This window comes from Pseudomonas sp. S30, assembly GCF_016518545.1.
Classification (GTDB): domain Bacteria; phylum Pseudomonadota; class Gammaproteobacteria; order Pseudomonadales; family Pseudomonadaceae; genus Aquipseudomonas.
Genome location: NZ_JACVTO010000019.1, coordinates 15,982 through 30,666 on the forward strand (window position 1 = coordinate 15,982; position 14,685 = coordinate 30,666).

Sequence of the window (14,685 nt, forward strand, 5' to 3'; positions counted from 1 at the left end):
CGTTGCCGAGGGTCGGAAGTTAAGCCGACAACGAACTTTCTACTCGCGCAGTCCATAGCTATTTCCTCGCAGATGAATATTCAGGTAATAACTTGCCGTCGAACTTTACAACCTCAAAGTTCGTTAGAAGTTGATCCTCGACTGACTGTTCGTTCAGGCGGATGCGTGCCGGGTCAGGCGTGCGCGCAGGCGCTCGAGCGACTCGCGCGGACCGGGTGGTTCCTGGGCGTCGTCATGGCGCTCATGCGGGTGCAGTTGGTGTTTTCCGGGGCCCGGATGCGTCTGCCGGACCGCCCGCAACTGCGCGTCGCGTGCCTTGCCGGAAAAGGCTGCAAGGCGCGGCGCTGCTGGGTGTGCGGCGCGCCCACGAAGCACGGCCAGGCAGGCGTGCACGGGATAGGGAAGGAACGAGGTGAGGTTCATGAGCTTGCCTCCGACCGGCGGGCACCGGCGAGGCAAGTCACGGCGGAGCATCAGGCTCTGGCGCGGCTCGCCCGACCAGGGTGTCGGGACCGGTGTTGTGATTCCAGTGCCTGACCGGCCCCGGGGACGTCGATCAGGCAGCGACTAGATACTGTGTCCATTGCGCTCTTCGTTGAATGCAGTTGAGGCCTTTCTCAAGGCGAGCGAACTTTATTCAAGGGTAGTATCGAAGTCAATCGGCGAGGCAGACTTTAAATAAGTTTCATCTGGAAGAAACGAGCATCGAGTTTGCAGTGCACTGCATCTTCCAATGCGCCGCCGACATTGCATCGGCGCCGCAACATCGCTTCGTCAGTCGCGCGCGACGGGCGCCACGCGGGCTTCCAGATCGGCCACCTGCTGCTCCAGCGCTTCCAGGCGGGCACGGGTACGCGCCAGCACCACCATCTGGCTGTCGAATTCTTCCCGGCTGACCAGATCGAGCTTGCTGAAGGCGCTCTGCATGAGGGCCTTGAACTGGCTTTCGAGTTCGGCGCGCGGCTGCGCGGTGTCGTTGCTGAACAGGCGCGAGGCCTGGTCGCTCAGGGCATCGAGTAGGGCTTTGGGCGCGAGCATGGGCGCAATGTCCGTGAGAAGGGTCGAGGGTCGGAGTGTACCACGTGGCGCGGCGTGCCCACTGTGCACGCTTTTCGCGCAGTGCTTGGCAGGTATGCGCACCATTAGCGTGCATGGTGCTCGCCTGTGGTGGGCCCAAGTCCCACGAGCGCAGGCGCCAAGCCGCGTGATTGGTGGGTTTCGCGGAAATGGCAAGGTTTCTGCAAAGAACCCTGCGAGCCATGCACCGATGACGCCTCTGGTGATCGAGCAGTGTGCAGGCGCAACCGCAAGGCCTCACGTCACCCACGCAGGCGTGTGCGGCTGGGGGGAAGGAAGCCTACGACGCGTTACAAAGCCAGGCGCTGCGCTTAGACTTGAGACGGGTTTGTTTTCCTGGGGCAAGTCCACCAAATCGGGAGAAGAGTTTCATGAAGCTAGTCACTGCCATCATCAAGCCGTTCAAGCTGGACGACGTGCGCGAGTCGCTGTCGGAAATCGGCGTGCAAGGCATCACCGTGACCGAAGTCAAAGGCTTCGGCCGGCAGAAGGGCCATACCGAGCTGTACCGTGGCGCCGAATACGTGGTCGATTTCCTGCCCAAGGTCAAGATCGATGTCGCCATCGACGACAAGGACCTGGACCGGGTGATCGAAGCCATTACCAAGGCGGCCAACACCGGCAAGATCGGCGACGGCAAGATCTTCGTAGTGAATCTGGAGCAGGCGATCCGCATCCGTACCGGCGAGACCGATACCGACGCGATCTAAGCGACGCAACAACGCCTCACCAAACCCATACGCCCCAGGAGAAAACACATGACTCTGCGCAAGATCGCAGGGCTAGGAGCCCTTTTGTCCCTCGCAATGCCTGGCCTGGCCCTGGCAGAGGAAGCCGCCGCCCCGGTACTGAACTCCGGCGACACCGCCTGGATGCTCACCGCCACCGCGCTGGTGCTGTTCATGACCATCCCGGGCCTGGCCTTGTTCTACGGCGGCATGGTGCGTTCCAAAAACCTGCTGTCGGTGATGATGCAGTGCTTCGCCATCACCGGTCTGATCAGCATCCTGTGGGTGATCTACGGCTACAGCCTGGCTTTCGATACCGGTGGTATGGAAAAAGGCGTGCTCAACTTCAACTCCTTCATCGGCGGCTTCTCCAAGGCCTTCCTCGCGGGCGTGACGCCGTCGGGGCTCACCTCGGCCACGGCGCTGTTCCCTGAAGCGGTGTTCATCACCTTCCAGATGACCTTCGCCATCATCACCCCGGCGCTGATCGTCGGTGCCTTCGCCGAGCGCATGAAGTTCTCCGCCATGCTGGTGTTCATGGGGGTGTGGTTCACCCTGGTCTACGCGCCGATCGCGCACATGGTCTGGAGCGGTGACGGTGCACTGTTGTGGGACTGGGGCGTGCTGGACTTCGCCGGTGGCACCGTGGTGCACATCAATGCCGGTATCGCTGGCCTGGTAGCCTGTCTGGTGCTGGGCAAGCGCAAGGGCTACCCGACCACGCCGATGGCCCCGCACAACCTGGGCTACACCCTGGTGGGCGCGGCCATGCTGTGGATCGGCTGGTTCGGCTTCAACGCAGGCTCTGCCGCCGCCGCCAACGGCACGGCTGGGATGGCCATGCTGGTGACCCAGATCGCTACCGCTGCCGCGGCCCTGGGCTGGATGTTCGCCGAGTGGATCGGCCACGGCAAACCCAGCGCGCTGGGCATCGCCTCGGGTGTGGTCGCAGGTCTGGTGGCCATCACCCCGGCCGCCGGCACCGTGGGCCCGATGGGCGCCCTGGTGATCGGCCTGGCCTCCGGCGTGATCTGCTACTTCTGCGCCACCAGCCTCAAGCGCAAGCTGGGCTACGACGATTCCCTGGATGCCTTCGGCGTGCATGGCGTGGGCGGCATCGTCGGCGCCATCCTCACCGGTGTCTTCGCGGCGCCGGCGCTGGGCGGCTTCGGTGCGGTGACCGACATCGGTGCGCAGGTCTGGGTACAGGCCAAGGGCGTGATCTTCACCGTGGTCTACACCGCCATCGTCACCTACGTGATTCTCAAGGTGCTCGATGCGGTCATGGGGCTGCGGGTCAACGATGAAGAAGAGTCGATCGGTCTCGATCTGGCTCAGCACAACGAGCGTGGCTACAACCTGTAATCGTCACGCAGCGAAAAAACTTGCCCGGCATGCCCGGGCATTTTTTTGTCCGTTTTTTACCGTTTCGGCCAGAAGCAAACGGTTTACTCCACCTGTTCGAGACCCGGGATGAAAACTTACAGAACGTCGGGTATTCATGAAGCTTTGCTTTTTCTGCGGGCGCGCTAGAATGCGCGCCGGAGGGGCATGGCCGATGCCTCGCAGGTGTCGATGGGTGCTTCGCCTGGTTGTGCGCTCGCCCGGCCGACCCGCAGAACTCCCTGCCTCGGCCAACGCCGACATCGACTGGCGACAGCCTTCCGAAGAAGGACGCCGAGTCCCCCGGCATGGTCGATTCACGACCGGTTGAATTTTCACCGGTGGCTGCCGGTCTACGGCATCACTGGGCTATAACTAACCTGCTTTTCGCAAGGCATGAGGTAGAACATGAGCGACGACGATCTGGAAAACGATGACCTCGAAGTAGGCGATGACGAAGAAGGCGACGAGGCCCTCGAAGCGGCGACCGACGACGGCGCCGAAGACGCTGGCGACGACGACAGCAGCCCCGCGCCTGCGGCCAAGGGCAAGGCCAAGGCAGCTGTTTCGGTCGACGAAATGCCGAGCCTTGAAGCCAAGCAGAAGGAGCGCGATGCCCTGGCCCGTGCCATGGAGGAGTTCCTGGCGCGTGGTGGCAAGGTTCAGGAAGTCGAGGCCAATGTGGTTGCGGATCCGCCCAAGAAACCGGACAACAAGTACGGCAGCCGCCCTATCTGAGTGCCTGAGTGCGAAAGAGCCCGCCGTCGCTGCGGGCTTTTTTGTGCGCGTCGTTCAGGCGCAGCATCAGCGAAGAGGCTACCGGCGCAGACCGGTGCGGTCGCGCCAGGGCTTGTGCCGGGTCTTCACTGCCAGCGCGTCAATACCTGCGGTAATTGCGAAAGGCGCTGGATCTCGGCATCCGGCGCTCGCTCGCCAGTCCACGCCTTGCCCTGCGGGTTGTACCACACCGCGCGCAAACCGGCGCGCTGAGCCCCGGCGATGTCGTCACTGGGGTGGTCGCCGATGTGCACCGCCGAGGCGGCCTGCACCTGGCCACGCTTGAGCGCTTCGAGGAAGGGGGCCGGGTCGGGCTTGCCAATGCCCAGATCCTCGGCACACAAGGCAAAGCTGAAGTAGTCGGAAATACCCAGGCGTCGCACATCGGCATTGCCGTTGGTGACCACCCCCAGTACGTAACGCTCGCGCAGGATCTCCAGCACCGGCTGCACCTCGGGGAACACCTCGACCTGATGGCGCGCGTGCAGGAACACCTCGAATGCGTCGTCGGCCAGCGCCTGGGCCTGGAGCGGGGCGTAGCCGACTTCGCTCAAGGCGTGCCACAACACCTGTCGACGCAGGGCGCTGATCCGGTGCTTGAGCCCCGGCTCGGCCTGCACCAGGCGCTCGCGAATGGCATACAGGTGCTCGACCGGCACACCGCCCAGGCGTGGGGCATTGGCGGTCAACCAGTCGCGCAGTACGGTTTCGGCACTGGCGATCACGGGGGCGGTGTCCCACAGGGTGTCGTCCAGGTCGAAGGTGATCAGTTCGATGCTCATGAGTCGCTGTCCTTGCTGCGTTTGGCCCTTGGATGAGCGCCGTCGTAGACGGCGGCCAGGTGCTGGAAGTCCAGGTGGGTGTAGATCTGCGTGGTGCTGATGTCGGCATGCCCGAGCATCTCCTGCACCGCACGCAGGTCCTGGGAAGACTCCAGCAGGTGACTGGCGAACGAATGACGAAGCATGTGCGGGTGCAGGTGCTGGCCCAGTTCGCGCTCCCCGGCCACCTTCACCCGCAACTGGATGGCCCGCGGGCCCAGGCGCTTGCCCTGGCGGGTGACGAACACCGCACCGTCACGCGGGGCGCTGATGCCGCGCAACCGCAGCCAGGCGTGCAGGGCTTCGCGGGCCTTGCGCCCCACTGGCAGCACACGCGCCTTGCCGCCCTTGCCCTGGACCTGCACCAGGCCGCCGGCCAGGTCCAGTTGCTCCAGGTCCAGCTGCGTCAGTTCCGACAGGCGCAGGCCCGAGGAATAGAAGAGTTCGAGCATCGCCTGGTCGCGACGGGCGATGAAGTCGTCGTCGACGCCGCCGTCCAGCAGTTGCAGCGCGCGATCGGTGTCCAGCGTCTTGGGCAGGCGGCGCTCGCCCTTGGGCGGCGTCAGGCCATTGGCGGGGTCGTGCTGGCACAGGCCTTCGCGATTGAGGTAGCGGTACAGCCCGCGCACCGCCGACAGCAGGCGCGCCAGGCTGGCCGAGGACTGGCCATGATGATGCAGGCGGGCCACCAACTGACGCAGCTGCTGGATCTGCAGCGCTTGCCAGCTGGCGATGCCCTGGGCGCTGCAGAATTCGATCACCTTGTTCAGGTCGCGTCGATAGGCCGACTGGGTGTGTTCCGACACCTGGCGCTCGCTGCGCAGGTGCGCGCAATAAGCGGCCAGCTCGCGTTCCATCAGCGCACCGAGCGAAGCGTCTGGGTCACCCGTGGCACCACCCGACCGAGAATTTCGCCGATGTAGCTGAGGAACAAGGTGCCGACACTGCTCTTGTAGTGCTGCGGGTCGTGGCTGCCGATGGCCAGCACGCCATGCAGGCCCTGGTGCTCCAGGGAGGCGACGGCACTGGAGCCTACCTCCAGGCGTTGGGCCTCACCGAACAGAAACGCCAGCTCGTGCTCGCGCAGGTTGCCGCTCACCGTCTTGCCGCTGCCCAGCAGGCCACCAATGGCTTGCTGCGCCTCGCTGTGGCTGACCCAGCGACCCACCGGCGCGGGATTGTCGCCGAACAGGATGAGGCTCACGAAAGGCACCTGGAATTCCTGACGCAGGCTGTCTTCGACTGCCATCACCACTTCTTCCAGGGTCGCGGCGTCGAGCAGGTCGAGGATCAGCCGGCGGGTCTTGTCGAACAGCCGGTCGTTGTCACGGGCCACGTCCATCAACTGCGAGAGGCGGTGGCGCATCTCGATGTTGCGCTCGCGCAGCAGGGTGAGCTGGCGTTCCACCAGCGACACGCTGTCGCCACGCTGGTGGGGAATGCGTTGCTCGATGAGCAGCTCGTCGTGCTCGGCGAAGAACGTGGGGTGCGCACGCAGGTAGGCGATCACCGCCTCGGGGTCGAGGTCGGCTGGCTGGGGTACAACCTGTGGCTGATCGGTCATGGCGGATACTCGCTTAGAAACGGACCTGTCCTTCGTAGACGCGCACGGCAGGGCCTGTCATCAATACCGGCTGGCCAGGGCCTGCCCATTCGATGCTCAGCCGCCCGCCTGGCAGTTCGATGCACACGGGCGAGTCCATCCAGCCCTGGGCGATGGCCGCCACGGCAGCGGCGCAGGCGCCCGTGCCGCAAGCCTGGGTTTCACCGGCGCCGCGCTCCCACACCCGCAGGTAGGCGCGATGACGGTCCACCACCTGCAGAAAGCCCGCGTTGACTCGCTGCGGGAAGCGCGGGTGGTGTTCGATCTTCGGTCCCAGCTCGTGAACCGGCGTGCGCTGGATGTCGTCCACGCGCAGCACCGAGTGCGGGTTGCCCATCGAGACGGCGGCGATCCGATGAGTGTGGCCATCGATCTGCAGCGCATAGCTCAGGGCCTGCTCGTCGGCGACGAAGGGGATGTCGGCCGGTGCCAGGCGAGGCGGTCCCATGTCGACGCAGACCTGGCCATCGTTGTGCACGTCCAGCTCGATGATCCCGCCCTTGGTCTCCACACGGATGCGTTTCTTCGCCGTCAGGCGCTTGTCCAGCACGAAGCGGGCGAAGCAGCGCGCACCATTGCCGCACTGCTCGACCTCGGAGCCGTCGGCGTTGAAGATGCGGTAACGGAAGTCCACCTCCGGGTTGCTCGGCGCCTCGACGATCAGCAACTGGTCGAAGCCGATCCCGGTGTGCCGGTCGCCCCACTGCTTGGCGTGCTTGGGCTGGATGTGCGCGTGCTGACTGACCAGGTCCAGGACCATGAAGTCGTTGCCCAGGCCGTGCATCTTGGTGAAACGCAGCAGCATGGTGTCACTCCGGCAGCAGGCTTTCGCCGGCGAACAGTTCGGCGATGGTTTCGCGGCGACGGACTTCGAACGCCTGGTCAGCATCGACCAGGACCTCGGCGCAGCGACCACGGGTGTTGTAGTTCGAACTCATGACGAAACCATAGGCGCCGGCCGAACGCACGGCCAGCAGGTCACCCTCGGCGAGGTTCAGCGGGCGGTCCTTGGCGATGAAGTCGCCGGTTTCGCAGATCGGCCCGACCAGGTCGTAGGGGCGCGCTTGGCCTTCGCGCGGGGTGACGGCGCTGACCTCCATCCAGGCCTGGTACAGGGCTGGGCGGATCAGGTCGTTCATCGCCGCATCGATGATGGCGAAGTCCTTGTGCTCGGTGTGCTTGAGGTACTCGACACGGGTCAGCAGCACGCCGGCATTGGCCACGATGTAGCGGCCAGGCTCGAACACCAGGGCCAGGTCGCGGGTGCCGACGCGCTCGCGGATGGCGTGCAGGTAGTCGGCCACCTGCGGTGGCTGCTCGTCGCGATAGCGCACGCCGACACCGCCGCCCAGGTCCAGGTGGCGCAGGTGGATACCGCATTCGGCCAGGCGATCGACCAGGGCCAGCAGGCGATCCAGAGCATCGAGGAACGGATCGACGGTGGTGAGCTGCGAGCCGATGTGGCAGTCGACGCCCACCACGTCGAGGTTGGGCAACTGGGCGGCGCGTACGTACAGCGCTTCGGCATCGGCGATGGCGATGCCGAACTTGTTCTCTTTCAGGCCCGTGGAAATGTACGGGTGGGTGCCGGCATCGACGTCCGGGTTGACCCGCAGCGACACCGGGGCCACCTTGCCCATGTCGGCGGCCACCCGCTGCAGGCGTTCGAGTTCCTCGGCCGACTCGACGTTGAAGCAGTGAACCCCGACTTCCAGGGCGCGGCGCATGTCTTCGCGGGTCTTGCCGACGCCGGAGAACACCACGCGATCGGCACGGCCGCCTGCCGCCAGGACCCGCTCCAGTTCACCACCGGAGACGATGTCGAAGCCTGCACCCAGGCGTGCCAGCAGGTTCAGCACGCCCAGGTTGGAGTTGGCCTTGACCGCGAAGCACACCAGGTGCTCGACGCCTTGCAGGGCGTCGGTGTAGCTGCGGTACTGGGCCTCGATGTGGGCCCGCGAGTAGACGTAGGTGGGCGTGCCGAAGCGCTCGGCGATGGCCGACAGGGCCACGTCCTCGGCGAACAGCTCGCCGCCGCGGTAGTTGAATGCGTCCATGGGATTTCCTTACTGCGCTGGCGACTGCTCGGGCAGCGGTTCTTCTTCTTGGGCGGCAGGCTGGGCCGGCGCGTGCGAGTGCTGGTGCGACGATTTGTGCGAGCCCTTGCCGTCCTTGCCGTCTTCGGGCAGGTAGAGAGGGCCTTTCTGGCCGCAGGCCGAAACGAGGCAGGCAACAGCGACCAGCGCCGCAACGGAGGAAATCAGGCGCTTCATGGGCGAAATCCTTTGAATTAAGCAGTATTGCGCCCGAGTATACCGAGCGCCCGGCGGATTGCCTATGCGACGGCCGGGAGGCAGCGACTTGACCGGCGGGCGGTCGCGCGCGGCTGCCGATCGTCAGCGCTGGCGGGCTTTTTCTTGCCAGCGGTGGCGCGGCGCTTGAAGCTGGGCGCCCTGCGCCGGTATCGTGCCCGGCTTGCGAGTCTGCACCCATTTCCCGAGGTTCCTGCAATGAGTTTGAGCGAAGCGCGTTTCCACGACCTGGTCGACGCCACCCAACAGGCCCTGGAGGATCTGTTCGACGACACCGACCTGGATCTGGACATGGAGAATTCCGCAGGCGTGCTGACCGTCAAGTTCGACAACGGCAGCCAGCTGATCTTCAGCCGCCAGGAGCCGCTGCGCCAATTGTGGCTGGCCGACCGCTCCGGCGGCTTCCATTTCGACTACGACGAAGAGAGCGGCAAGTGGGTCTGCGAGAAGAGCGAGGAACTGCTTGGCGAGATGCTCGAGCGCATCGTCTGGGAGCGGATCGGCGAGAAGCTGGACTTCGACGAGATCTGAGATGAGCGAGCAGCCGCGACCGCCCAAGCCGCTCTACAGCAACGTCAGCCCGGCCGTACCCTCGCCGTGCATCGGCACCTGCCGCCTGGATGAGCGCCGGGTCTGCCTGGGCTGCCACCGGCCGGTGGAGCACATCCGCGAGTGGCGCTCGGCCGACGACCAGCGGCGTCGGGTCATCTGCCGCGAAGCCCTGGCGCTCGGAGCCTCGACCCCACGCGCTTGAGTATTTGCCCGGCTGTGGTAGGGTCGAATCCGTGCTGGCCATGCCAGATGAATGTTCGAACCCCGCCCCTGGGGTATTGCCGTTGACCCGACGATGCCGGGGCCGCCAAGCGGCTCCAGGTGACGTGCAGGCCAATGGCAAGGGCCCATGGGCGGGGTTTTGCTTTGTCTGTGGCCCAGAATCCCCGTAGAAAGGAGTCCGACCGGATCATGAGCGCCCAACCTTCCCTCATCCTCACCCGACTCGACGTGCAGCGTCTGGAGCGTCTGCTCGACAGCCTCGACGACAGCACCCCGGGTGTGCTCGCCCTGCAGGACGAGCTGGACCGCGCCGATCAGGTGGTCGGTCACGAGGACATCCCGGCAGGCGTGGTGACCATGAACTCGCGTGTGCACTGCCGTGAGCTGGCGACCGGCAAGGACTACCACCTCACCCTGGTGTATCCCAAGGACGCCGGTCCCGAGGGCAGCGTCTCGATCCTCGCGCCCATTGGCTGCGCGCTGCTGGGCCTGTCGGTGGGCGACGAGATCGACTGGCCCGCACCGGGCGGCAGGACCCTCAGGCTCAAGCTGCTGGCGGTCGACTACCAGCCCGAGGCTGCGGGTGATTTCGACCTGTAGCGCGGTTGGCGAGCAGGTCCTGCCGCACGCCTATCAGCGTGCCTGGCTGGTGCGCAGCTGGCAGGCATGGATGCAGTTGTCGACGATCCGGCTGCGCAGCGACCAATCGGTATTGATGATGCGGAATTTCTGGATGTAGCTGTTCAGGTCCCGGGACTCGAACCACTCGTCGATCTTGTCGCTGAAGTCGTCCGGGCGGAACAGTTCGGCGAGGTTGTACTTGGCGCACTGGATGGCGCTCAACTCCTGGCGACTGTCGTCCACTGGTGGCTGCTCGTCCATGAAGGCCTTCAACTTGGCGGCCGAGGGGGCGTTCTCGCCGATCCAGACCTGGCGCACGCCAGGCCAGTAGTCACCGCGGTCGTGGTGGTTGTAGGCGATCACGATGTTCTTGCCCGGGTGCTGGCTCCACAGCTCGTCCAGGGTCAGGTGGCTCAGCGAGTAAGGGATGAACATCGAACCGAAATGCCGGTTCATCGCATCACGCAGCCAACCATGTTCCTTTTCCCCGAAGCGCTCGAACTGATGGAAGTCGAGGATCACGATCTCCTTGGCGTTGGCCGGGTCCTTGAAGAACTGCTTGAGCTGGTTGAGCACGTCGCCGAACAGGTTGCGACCTGAGCTGGTCATGTGGAACAGCTGGTAGCGATAGGCCTGATCCGGGGTGTATTCGTGGTAGGCCCTGACACGCAGGTCCAGCACACGAATGCCGCCGCGGACCTGGTCGATGCACGGCACGTCCTGGGTAAGCTCCTGGGCGACGACGCCTTCGACCTGTGTGTCCATGCCCGAGTCGTGACTGCCTGGCAGAATCAGCTCATGGATGCGCAAACGTCCAAGCTCCGGTGTCGCGCCCATCCAACATGCTTTGTTCATGATCGTGCACTCCTGTGGTGAGAGTGCACGATGGTGCTTGGCCAGGCGCGGAGGCTGCAGCGGGAACCGGTGCAGGGTCAGGGCTGGATCGTACGCTGATGCGATTGCAGGCCGTCGTTGAGCGCCATTTCCAGTGCCGTCTTGTGCTGCAGCAGGGTGATGGTCGAGCTCGGCCGCTCGCCATCGGGGCCCGAGAGATCCAGGTCTGTCAGGTAGCAGCGGTAGTGACCGGCGCTGCGGCGCTGTTCGACGATCTGCCGGGCGACCACGGCATACAGCTGATCCCCGTACTCCAGCTCAGAGAACTCCAGTTGGTCGCAATACAGGGTGACATGGCTGCCCTGGGCCGCATCGGCCTGGACGATGGCCTGCACCTCGTAGCCGGGCTGAGCCTGGTCGACCGCCGGGGCCGGGCGTGGCTCCAGGCTGCGTGCCTTGCCCGGCCCGTCGGGCAGCAGTTGCTGATAGCGTACCTCCAGCTCCGCCTGCTGCTGGCCATCGACCGGCAAACGAGCCTTGCGACGCGTGGCCAAGGCGTCGAAAAAGCGCTGCAAAGGCAGCAGCAGATGGCTTTCGTCCTGCCCTGGCACCTGCTGCTGCCACAGCGCGTCGTGTTCATCGAGGACATAGAGGTCGGCCCGGCTTTCGTGCAGGCGATAAAACACCTGGATGCACCCTGGGCGTCCCTCGGCCAGTACCAGCGCCAGGTCATGATCGGTGAGGGCCCCAGGGTCCAGGTGCAACGGGCTGTAGCGATGGCGTTCCTGGCCGAGGTAGGCGAGCACCGCCTCGTGCTGCTCCAGGGTGGTCAGGCAGACCTGGTCCGGGGCGAACTCGAGCACATGGGTGTGATGGGCCACCTGCAGCAAGTAGCGGTGCCCCAGGTCCTGTTCCAGCAGGCCCTGGGCCGTGTCGAACAGCGCCTCGACCCGCTGGGCGATGGCCTGGGCGCGGTTGTGGCAGAAACACCGCACGCTCAGGCGCGGACGCGGGGCGCGGCGGCTGCGGCTGCCGAGAAAGTCGCGCAGGCAGCGCATCAGCGCGTGTTCGCCGTCATAGCGCTGTACCAGCACTTCGTTCCAGCTGTTGAGGGTCACCTGATCGAGGGTCAGCACCAGGTTGTCGCGCACGCCGGCGTAGCTCAGCGAATCGGTGCGCTCGGTGGTCATGAGGATGTTCAGGTCGCGGTGCTGGCGCAGCGGATCCAGGCCGACGTTCACCAGCAGCAATACTTCATCGGCCACGCTCGGTTGCAGGAGGTCGATGTCGCTGGGGTTCGGCAGCGGCAGGGGCAGGCTCTGCTGCAGGCTGCCCAGCAGGTTGAACAGCTCGAACTCGCTCAGGTCGCTGACACCTGGGTGCAAGGCCAGGCGGGTAGTGGTGTCGATCACGCCATTGCGGTGCGCCCAGGCCAGCAGCTCGACCAGCTCGCGGCAGCGCTTGATCGGGGTGAACTGTTCCCACTCATGCACGGCCAGATTGCCTGTGTACAAGGCCCACAGGAAGGTGCCAGGCTCCTTGCGATTGGCTGACTGGACCAGGGTGAGGGTATCTTCGGCGATATCCGGCGCGATGCCGGGGTTGATCGCTTCGATCTTCCCGGCGCGGCGCTCGAAGGCGGCGTGCAGGCGGCGACCGAGTACGTTGAGGTCGCGCTGCTCGGCCCGGCTGCCGCCCCCCAGGTCGCGGGCGAAGCGGCTGATGAAGCGGTAGCTGAAGGTCAGTTCGGCCACCAGCTCGCGACGCTCCAGCGCGACCTGGCGGACTTTCCACTCGCTGCGGGCGTCGAGCAGGGCCAACTGCCGCTCGGTCCACCCCCATTCCTGCACCAGGCCGGCGAGCAGGCGCTGCCGCCAGCCGTCACGCGTGGTGCGGCTGAGCTTGCCGTTCACCTTCAGGTACAGGCTGCGCCGCACCCGCTCCAGGCGGGTCTGTTCGCCACGCTGTTGCAGGTAGTGCTCGATGCGCCGGTAGACCATCACGTAGGGGTCCAGCTGGTCCAGGTCCAGGCAGTTGGCGAATATCGCCCGTTTGTAATCCAGGCTCAGGCAGCGCACCTGCGGGTGCTCGCTGGCATAGACCTCGGTCAGCAGCAGCTTGAGCAGCGACTTGTAGGGCGAGTCGATGGCCTTGAACAGTTGCCACAGCCCTGCACCGATGAACTCGCGGGCCGGGATCTGCGCCAGATGGCCCAGGTCCAGCTGGCCCTGGGCGGCGATGAAGCGCTTGGCCAGCAGGGTGCGGGTGTAGTCCCGGTAGTTGCACTCTTCGTAGATCGGCACCAGCCACCAGAGGGGTGTGCGCCCGGCCAGCCAGATCGCCGTGCGGTAGAACTCGTCGAGCAGCAGATAATGCTGAGTGGTGCCGCAGTCATCGGAACCGAGCACGCCGTCGCGCTCGCCCTGGGCGAAGCGCTGCGGCTCGATCAGAAACAGATGCGCCTCGCTGCCCTGGGTTCGCGCCCAGGCTTCGATCAGCTGGCACTTGCGGCGCAACTCGCCCAGGGCCTCATCGGCCAGGTCCGGCGCATGACAGACCCACAGGTCCATGTCGCTCTGCTCGGCCTGGGCCAGGGTGCCCAGGCTACCCATCAGAAACAGCCCGTGGATCGGCTGCGGCGCGCTGGCCGTGCGCGCCTTGCAGGCGAAGGCGCGCGCCAGGCGCTGCGCCTCGGCGAGCACGTCGGCGTCTGGTTCGAAGCCGGCCACGCCCGCAGGGGTGGTGCCCGAGACATAGCCCGGCAGCAGCGGATGGTTGACGTGCAGGAGCAGGGGCAGGAGCTTGAGCACCCCCTGCTGACGGCCGGACAGGCCCTCCAGGGCCCGCGCCAGACGACCCTGATTGACGTGCAGGAAACGTTTGCGCAGGGTCGCGAGCACCTTGCGGTCGATACCTTGGTCCAGGTCGGGGCGGATTTCGTGGGGCGGGTGCATGACGGGCTCGGGCGTCGGTGTGCGCCGGCGAGTGTAACCTGAGCCACGGCAATGGTTAAGGCTGCTGGCGTGGAATTGGCGTCATTGCGCTGGCGTCGGCGCGCGGGCTGTAGCGGGGTGGGGCTCCTTCACGATGGGGCATGAAGGAGCCAGGCCATTTTCAGGCTGGCTGCGGGGCCTTGAGGATGTTCAGCAGCAGTTGCACGCTCTCGACCGCATCGTGGCCGAGGCTGGTCAGGTAACCGCCATCCGGCTGGTCGGTGAGCTGCTTGTCGTGAAGGCGTCGGGCGGCGGCGATGAGCGAGGGCGAAGCGTTGGCGTGAATCTTGATGCCTTCCTGGCTGCTGTCCAGGTTGAACAGGGCGAGCACTTCCAGTTCGGCGATCAGATCGGGGGTGAAGGACATGGGCGACTCCTGACTTCCAGACGAGGATGGAAGTCAGGAGTGTAGTCAGACTTGTTCGTCGTCGCCTTGATTTGCCTCAGGTGGCAGCTCCGGCAGGGCGCGCAGGGCGTCTTCGTACCACTGGGTATCGAATGCGCGATCTTCGCCGAGCAGTGCGTCGATCTCGATGGCCAGCACGTGGGCCATGAGGTTGAGGATGTCCTCGCGAGCGTAGCCCACCAGGCTCAGCTTGTTGTAGGTGGCCTTGGCAGCCGGTGGATTGCCGCTTTCGATCTGGTTCTCGATGGCCTGGGTCAGGGTCGCTTCGGCGAAGTCTTCGTCGTCGTTGTCGAGGTCGGTGGGTTCGCTCATGGCGCTGCTCCTGTGGGCTCTGGTGAACGGGGCGCACAGTGTGA

General features: G+C 65.3%; 18 protein-coding genes. 6 read left to right on the top strand and 12 right to left on the bottom strand.

What is annotated here, in order from left to right:
- Positions 1 to 153 precede the first annotated feature (153 nt).
- On the bottom strand, positions 154 to 423 hold the full coding sequence (locus tag IAE34_RS19120) for a hypothetical protein (RefSeq protein ID WP_200140511.1): 270 nt from the start codon (positions 421 to 423) through the stop codon (positions 154 to 156).
- A gap of 351 nt (positions 424 to 774) precedes the next feature.
- Positions 775 to 1,038 (bottom strand): accessory factor UbiK family protein, encoded by a 264-nt coding sequence (locus tag IAE34_RS19125; protein ID WP_200140512.1) that lies wholly within the window; start codon positions 1,036 to 1,038, stop codon positions 775 to 777.
- A gap of 410 nt (positions 1,039 to 1,448) precedes the next feature.
- On the opposite strand from IAE34_RS19125, the gene glnK reads away from it, so the two are divergent.
- The 3 genes from glnK to sutA all read left to right on the top strand — a co-directional run bounded on the left by glnK (position 1,449) and on the right by sutA (position 3,926).
- Positions 1,449 to 1,787, top strand: a complete 339-nt coding sequence (gene glnK / locus IAE34_RS19130; protein ID WP_002555808.1) for a P-II family nitrogen regulator — start codon at positions 1,449 to 1,451, stop codon at positions 1,785 to 1,787.
- 48 nt (positions 1,788 to 1,835) lie between these two features.
- Positions 1,836 to 3,170 carry an ammonium transporter gene (locus IAE34_RS19135; protein WP_200140513.1) on the top strand — a complete coding sequence of 445 codons (1,335 nt, stop codon included), beginning with the start codon at positions 1,836 to 1,838 and terminating at the stop codon, positions 3,168 to 3,170.
- Positions 3,171 to 3,596: 426 nt separating this feature from the next.
- Positions 3,597 to 3,926, top strand: coding sequence for a transcriptional regulator SutA (gene sutA, locus IAE34_RS19140; RefSeq protein WP_200140514.1), 330 nt, complete (start codon positions 3,597 to 3,599; stop codon positions 3,924 to 3,926).
- 125 nt (positions 3,927 to 4,051) lie between these two features.
- Here the strand turns inward: sutA and IAE34_RS19145 are convergent, their stop codons facing one another.
- Genes IAE34_RS19145 through lptM form a run of 6 tightly spaced genes read right to left on the bottom strand, consistent with a single transcriptional unit; the run spans position 4,052 to position 8,662 of the window.
- Positions 4,052 to 4,747 (bottom strand): HAD family hydrolase, encoded by a 696-nt coding sequence (locus tag IAE34_RS19145; RefSeq protein ID WP_200140515.1) that lies wholly within the window; start codon positions 4,745 to 4,747, stop codon positions 4,052 to 4,054.
- On the bottom strand, positions 4,744 to 5,643 hold the full coding sequence (xerC, locus tag IAE34_RS19150; RefSeq protein ID WP_200140516.1) for a tyrosine recombinase XerC: 900 nt from the start codon (positions 5,641 to 5,643) through the stop codon (positions 4,744 to 4,746). Before xerC ends, IAE34_RS19145 begins: the two co-directional genes overlap by 4 nt.
- Complete coding sequence (locus tag IAE34_RS19155) at positions 5,643 to 6,350, bottom strand: DUF484 family protein (RefSeq protein WP_200140517.1); 708 nt, start codon at positions 6,348 to 6,350, stop codon at positions 5,643 to 5,645. The genes xerC and IAE34_RS19155 overlap by 1 nt, the downstream gene beginning before the upstream one ends.
- Positions 6,351 to 6,363: 13 nt before the next feature.
- Complete coding sequence (gene dapF, locus IAE34_RS19160) at positions 6,364 to 7,194, bottom strand: diaminopimelate epimerase (protein ID WP_200140518.1); 831 nt, start codon at positions 7,192 to 7,194, stop codon at positions 6,364 to 6,366.
- A gap of 4 nt (positions 7,195 to 7,198) precedes the next feature.
- The gene (lysA, locus tag IAE34_RS19165; RefSeq protein ID WP_200140519.1) at positions 7,199 to 8,446 is read right to left on the bottom strand and encodes a diaminopimelate decarboxylase; all 1,248 of its coding nucleotides are present in this window, start codon (positions 8,444 to 8,446) and stop codon (positions 7,199 to 7,201) included.
- Between the two features lie 9 nt (positions 8,447 to 8,455).
- Positions 8,456 to 8,662: an LPS translocon maturation chaperone LptM gene (gene lptM / locus IAE34_RS19170; RefSeq protein ID WP_200140520.1), complete on the bottom strand. Its 207-nt coding sequence runs from the start codon at positions 8,660 to 8,662 to the stop codon at positions 8,456 to 8,458.
- Between the two features lie 237 nt (positions 8,663 to 8,899).
- Between lptM and cyaY the strand changes: the two genes are divergently transcribed.
- The 3 genes from cyaY to rnk all read left to right on the top strand — a co-directional run bounded on the left by cyaY (position 8,900) and on the right by rnk (position 10,075).
- Positions 8,900 to 9,232: an iron donor protein CyaY gene (cyaY, locus tag IAE34_RS19175; protein WP_200140521.1), complete on the top strand. Its 333-nt coding sequence runs from the start codon at positions 8,900 to 8,902 to the stop codon at positions 9,230 to 9,232.
- A gap of 1 nt (position 9,233) precedes the next feature.
- Positions 9,234 to 9,455 (top strand): DUF1289 domain-containing protein, encoded by a 222-nt coding sequence (locus tag IAE34_RS19180; protein ID WP_200140522.1) that lies wholly within the window; start codon positions 9,234 to 9,236, stop codon positions 9,453 to 9,455.
- A 209-nt stretch (positions 9,456 to 9,664) separates the two neighbouring features.
- Positions 9,665 to 10,075: a nucleoside diphosphate kinase regulator gene (rnk, locus tag IAE34_RS19185; protein WP_200140523.1), complete on the top strand. Its 411-nt coding sequence runs from the start codon at positions 9,665 to 9,667 to the stop codon at positions 10,073 to 10,075.
- 33 nt (positions 10,076 to 10,108) lie between these two features.
- Here the strand turns inward: rnk and IAE34_RS19190 are convergent, their stop codons facing one another.
- The 4 genes from IAE34_RS19190 to IAE34_RS19205 form a co-directional block, all read right to left on the bottom strand.
- Positions 10,109 to 10,951 (bottom strand): hypothetical protein, encoded by an 843-nt coding sequence (locus IAE34_RS19190; RefSeq protein ID WP_200140524.1) that lies wholly within the window; start codon positions 10,949 to 10,951, stop codon positions 10,109 to 10,111.
- 77 nt (positions 10,952 to 11,028) lie between these two features.
- Complete coding sequence (locus tag IAE34_RS19195; RefSeq protein ID WP_200140525.1) at positions 11,029 to 13,884, bottom strand: class I adenylate cyclase; 2,856 nt, start codon at positions 13,882 to 13,884, stop codon at positions 11,029 to 11,031.
- Between the two features lie 160 nt (positions 13,885 to 14,044).
- Positions 14,045 to 14,290 carry a TIGR02647 family protein gene (locus IAE34_RS19200; RefSeq protein WP_200140526.1) on the bottom strand — a complete coding sequence of 82 codons (246 nt, stop codon included), beginning with the start codon at positions 14,288 to 14,290 and terminating at the stop codon, positions 14,045 to 14,047.
- Between the two features lie 45 nt (positions 14,291 to 14,335).
- The gene (locus IAE34_RS19205) at positions 14,336 to 14,641 is read right to left on the bottom strand and encodes a hypothetical protein (RefSeq protein ID WP_200140527.1); all 306 of its coding nucleotides are present in this window, start codon (positions 14,639 to 14,641) and stop codon (positions 14,336 to 14,338) included.
- Between the last annotated feature and the right edge of the window lie 44 nt (positions 14,642 to 14,685).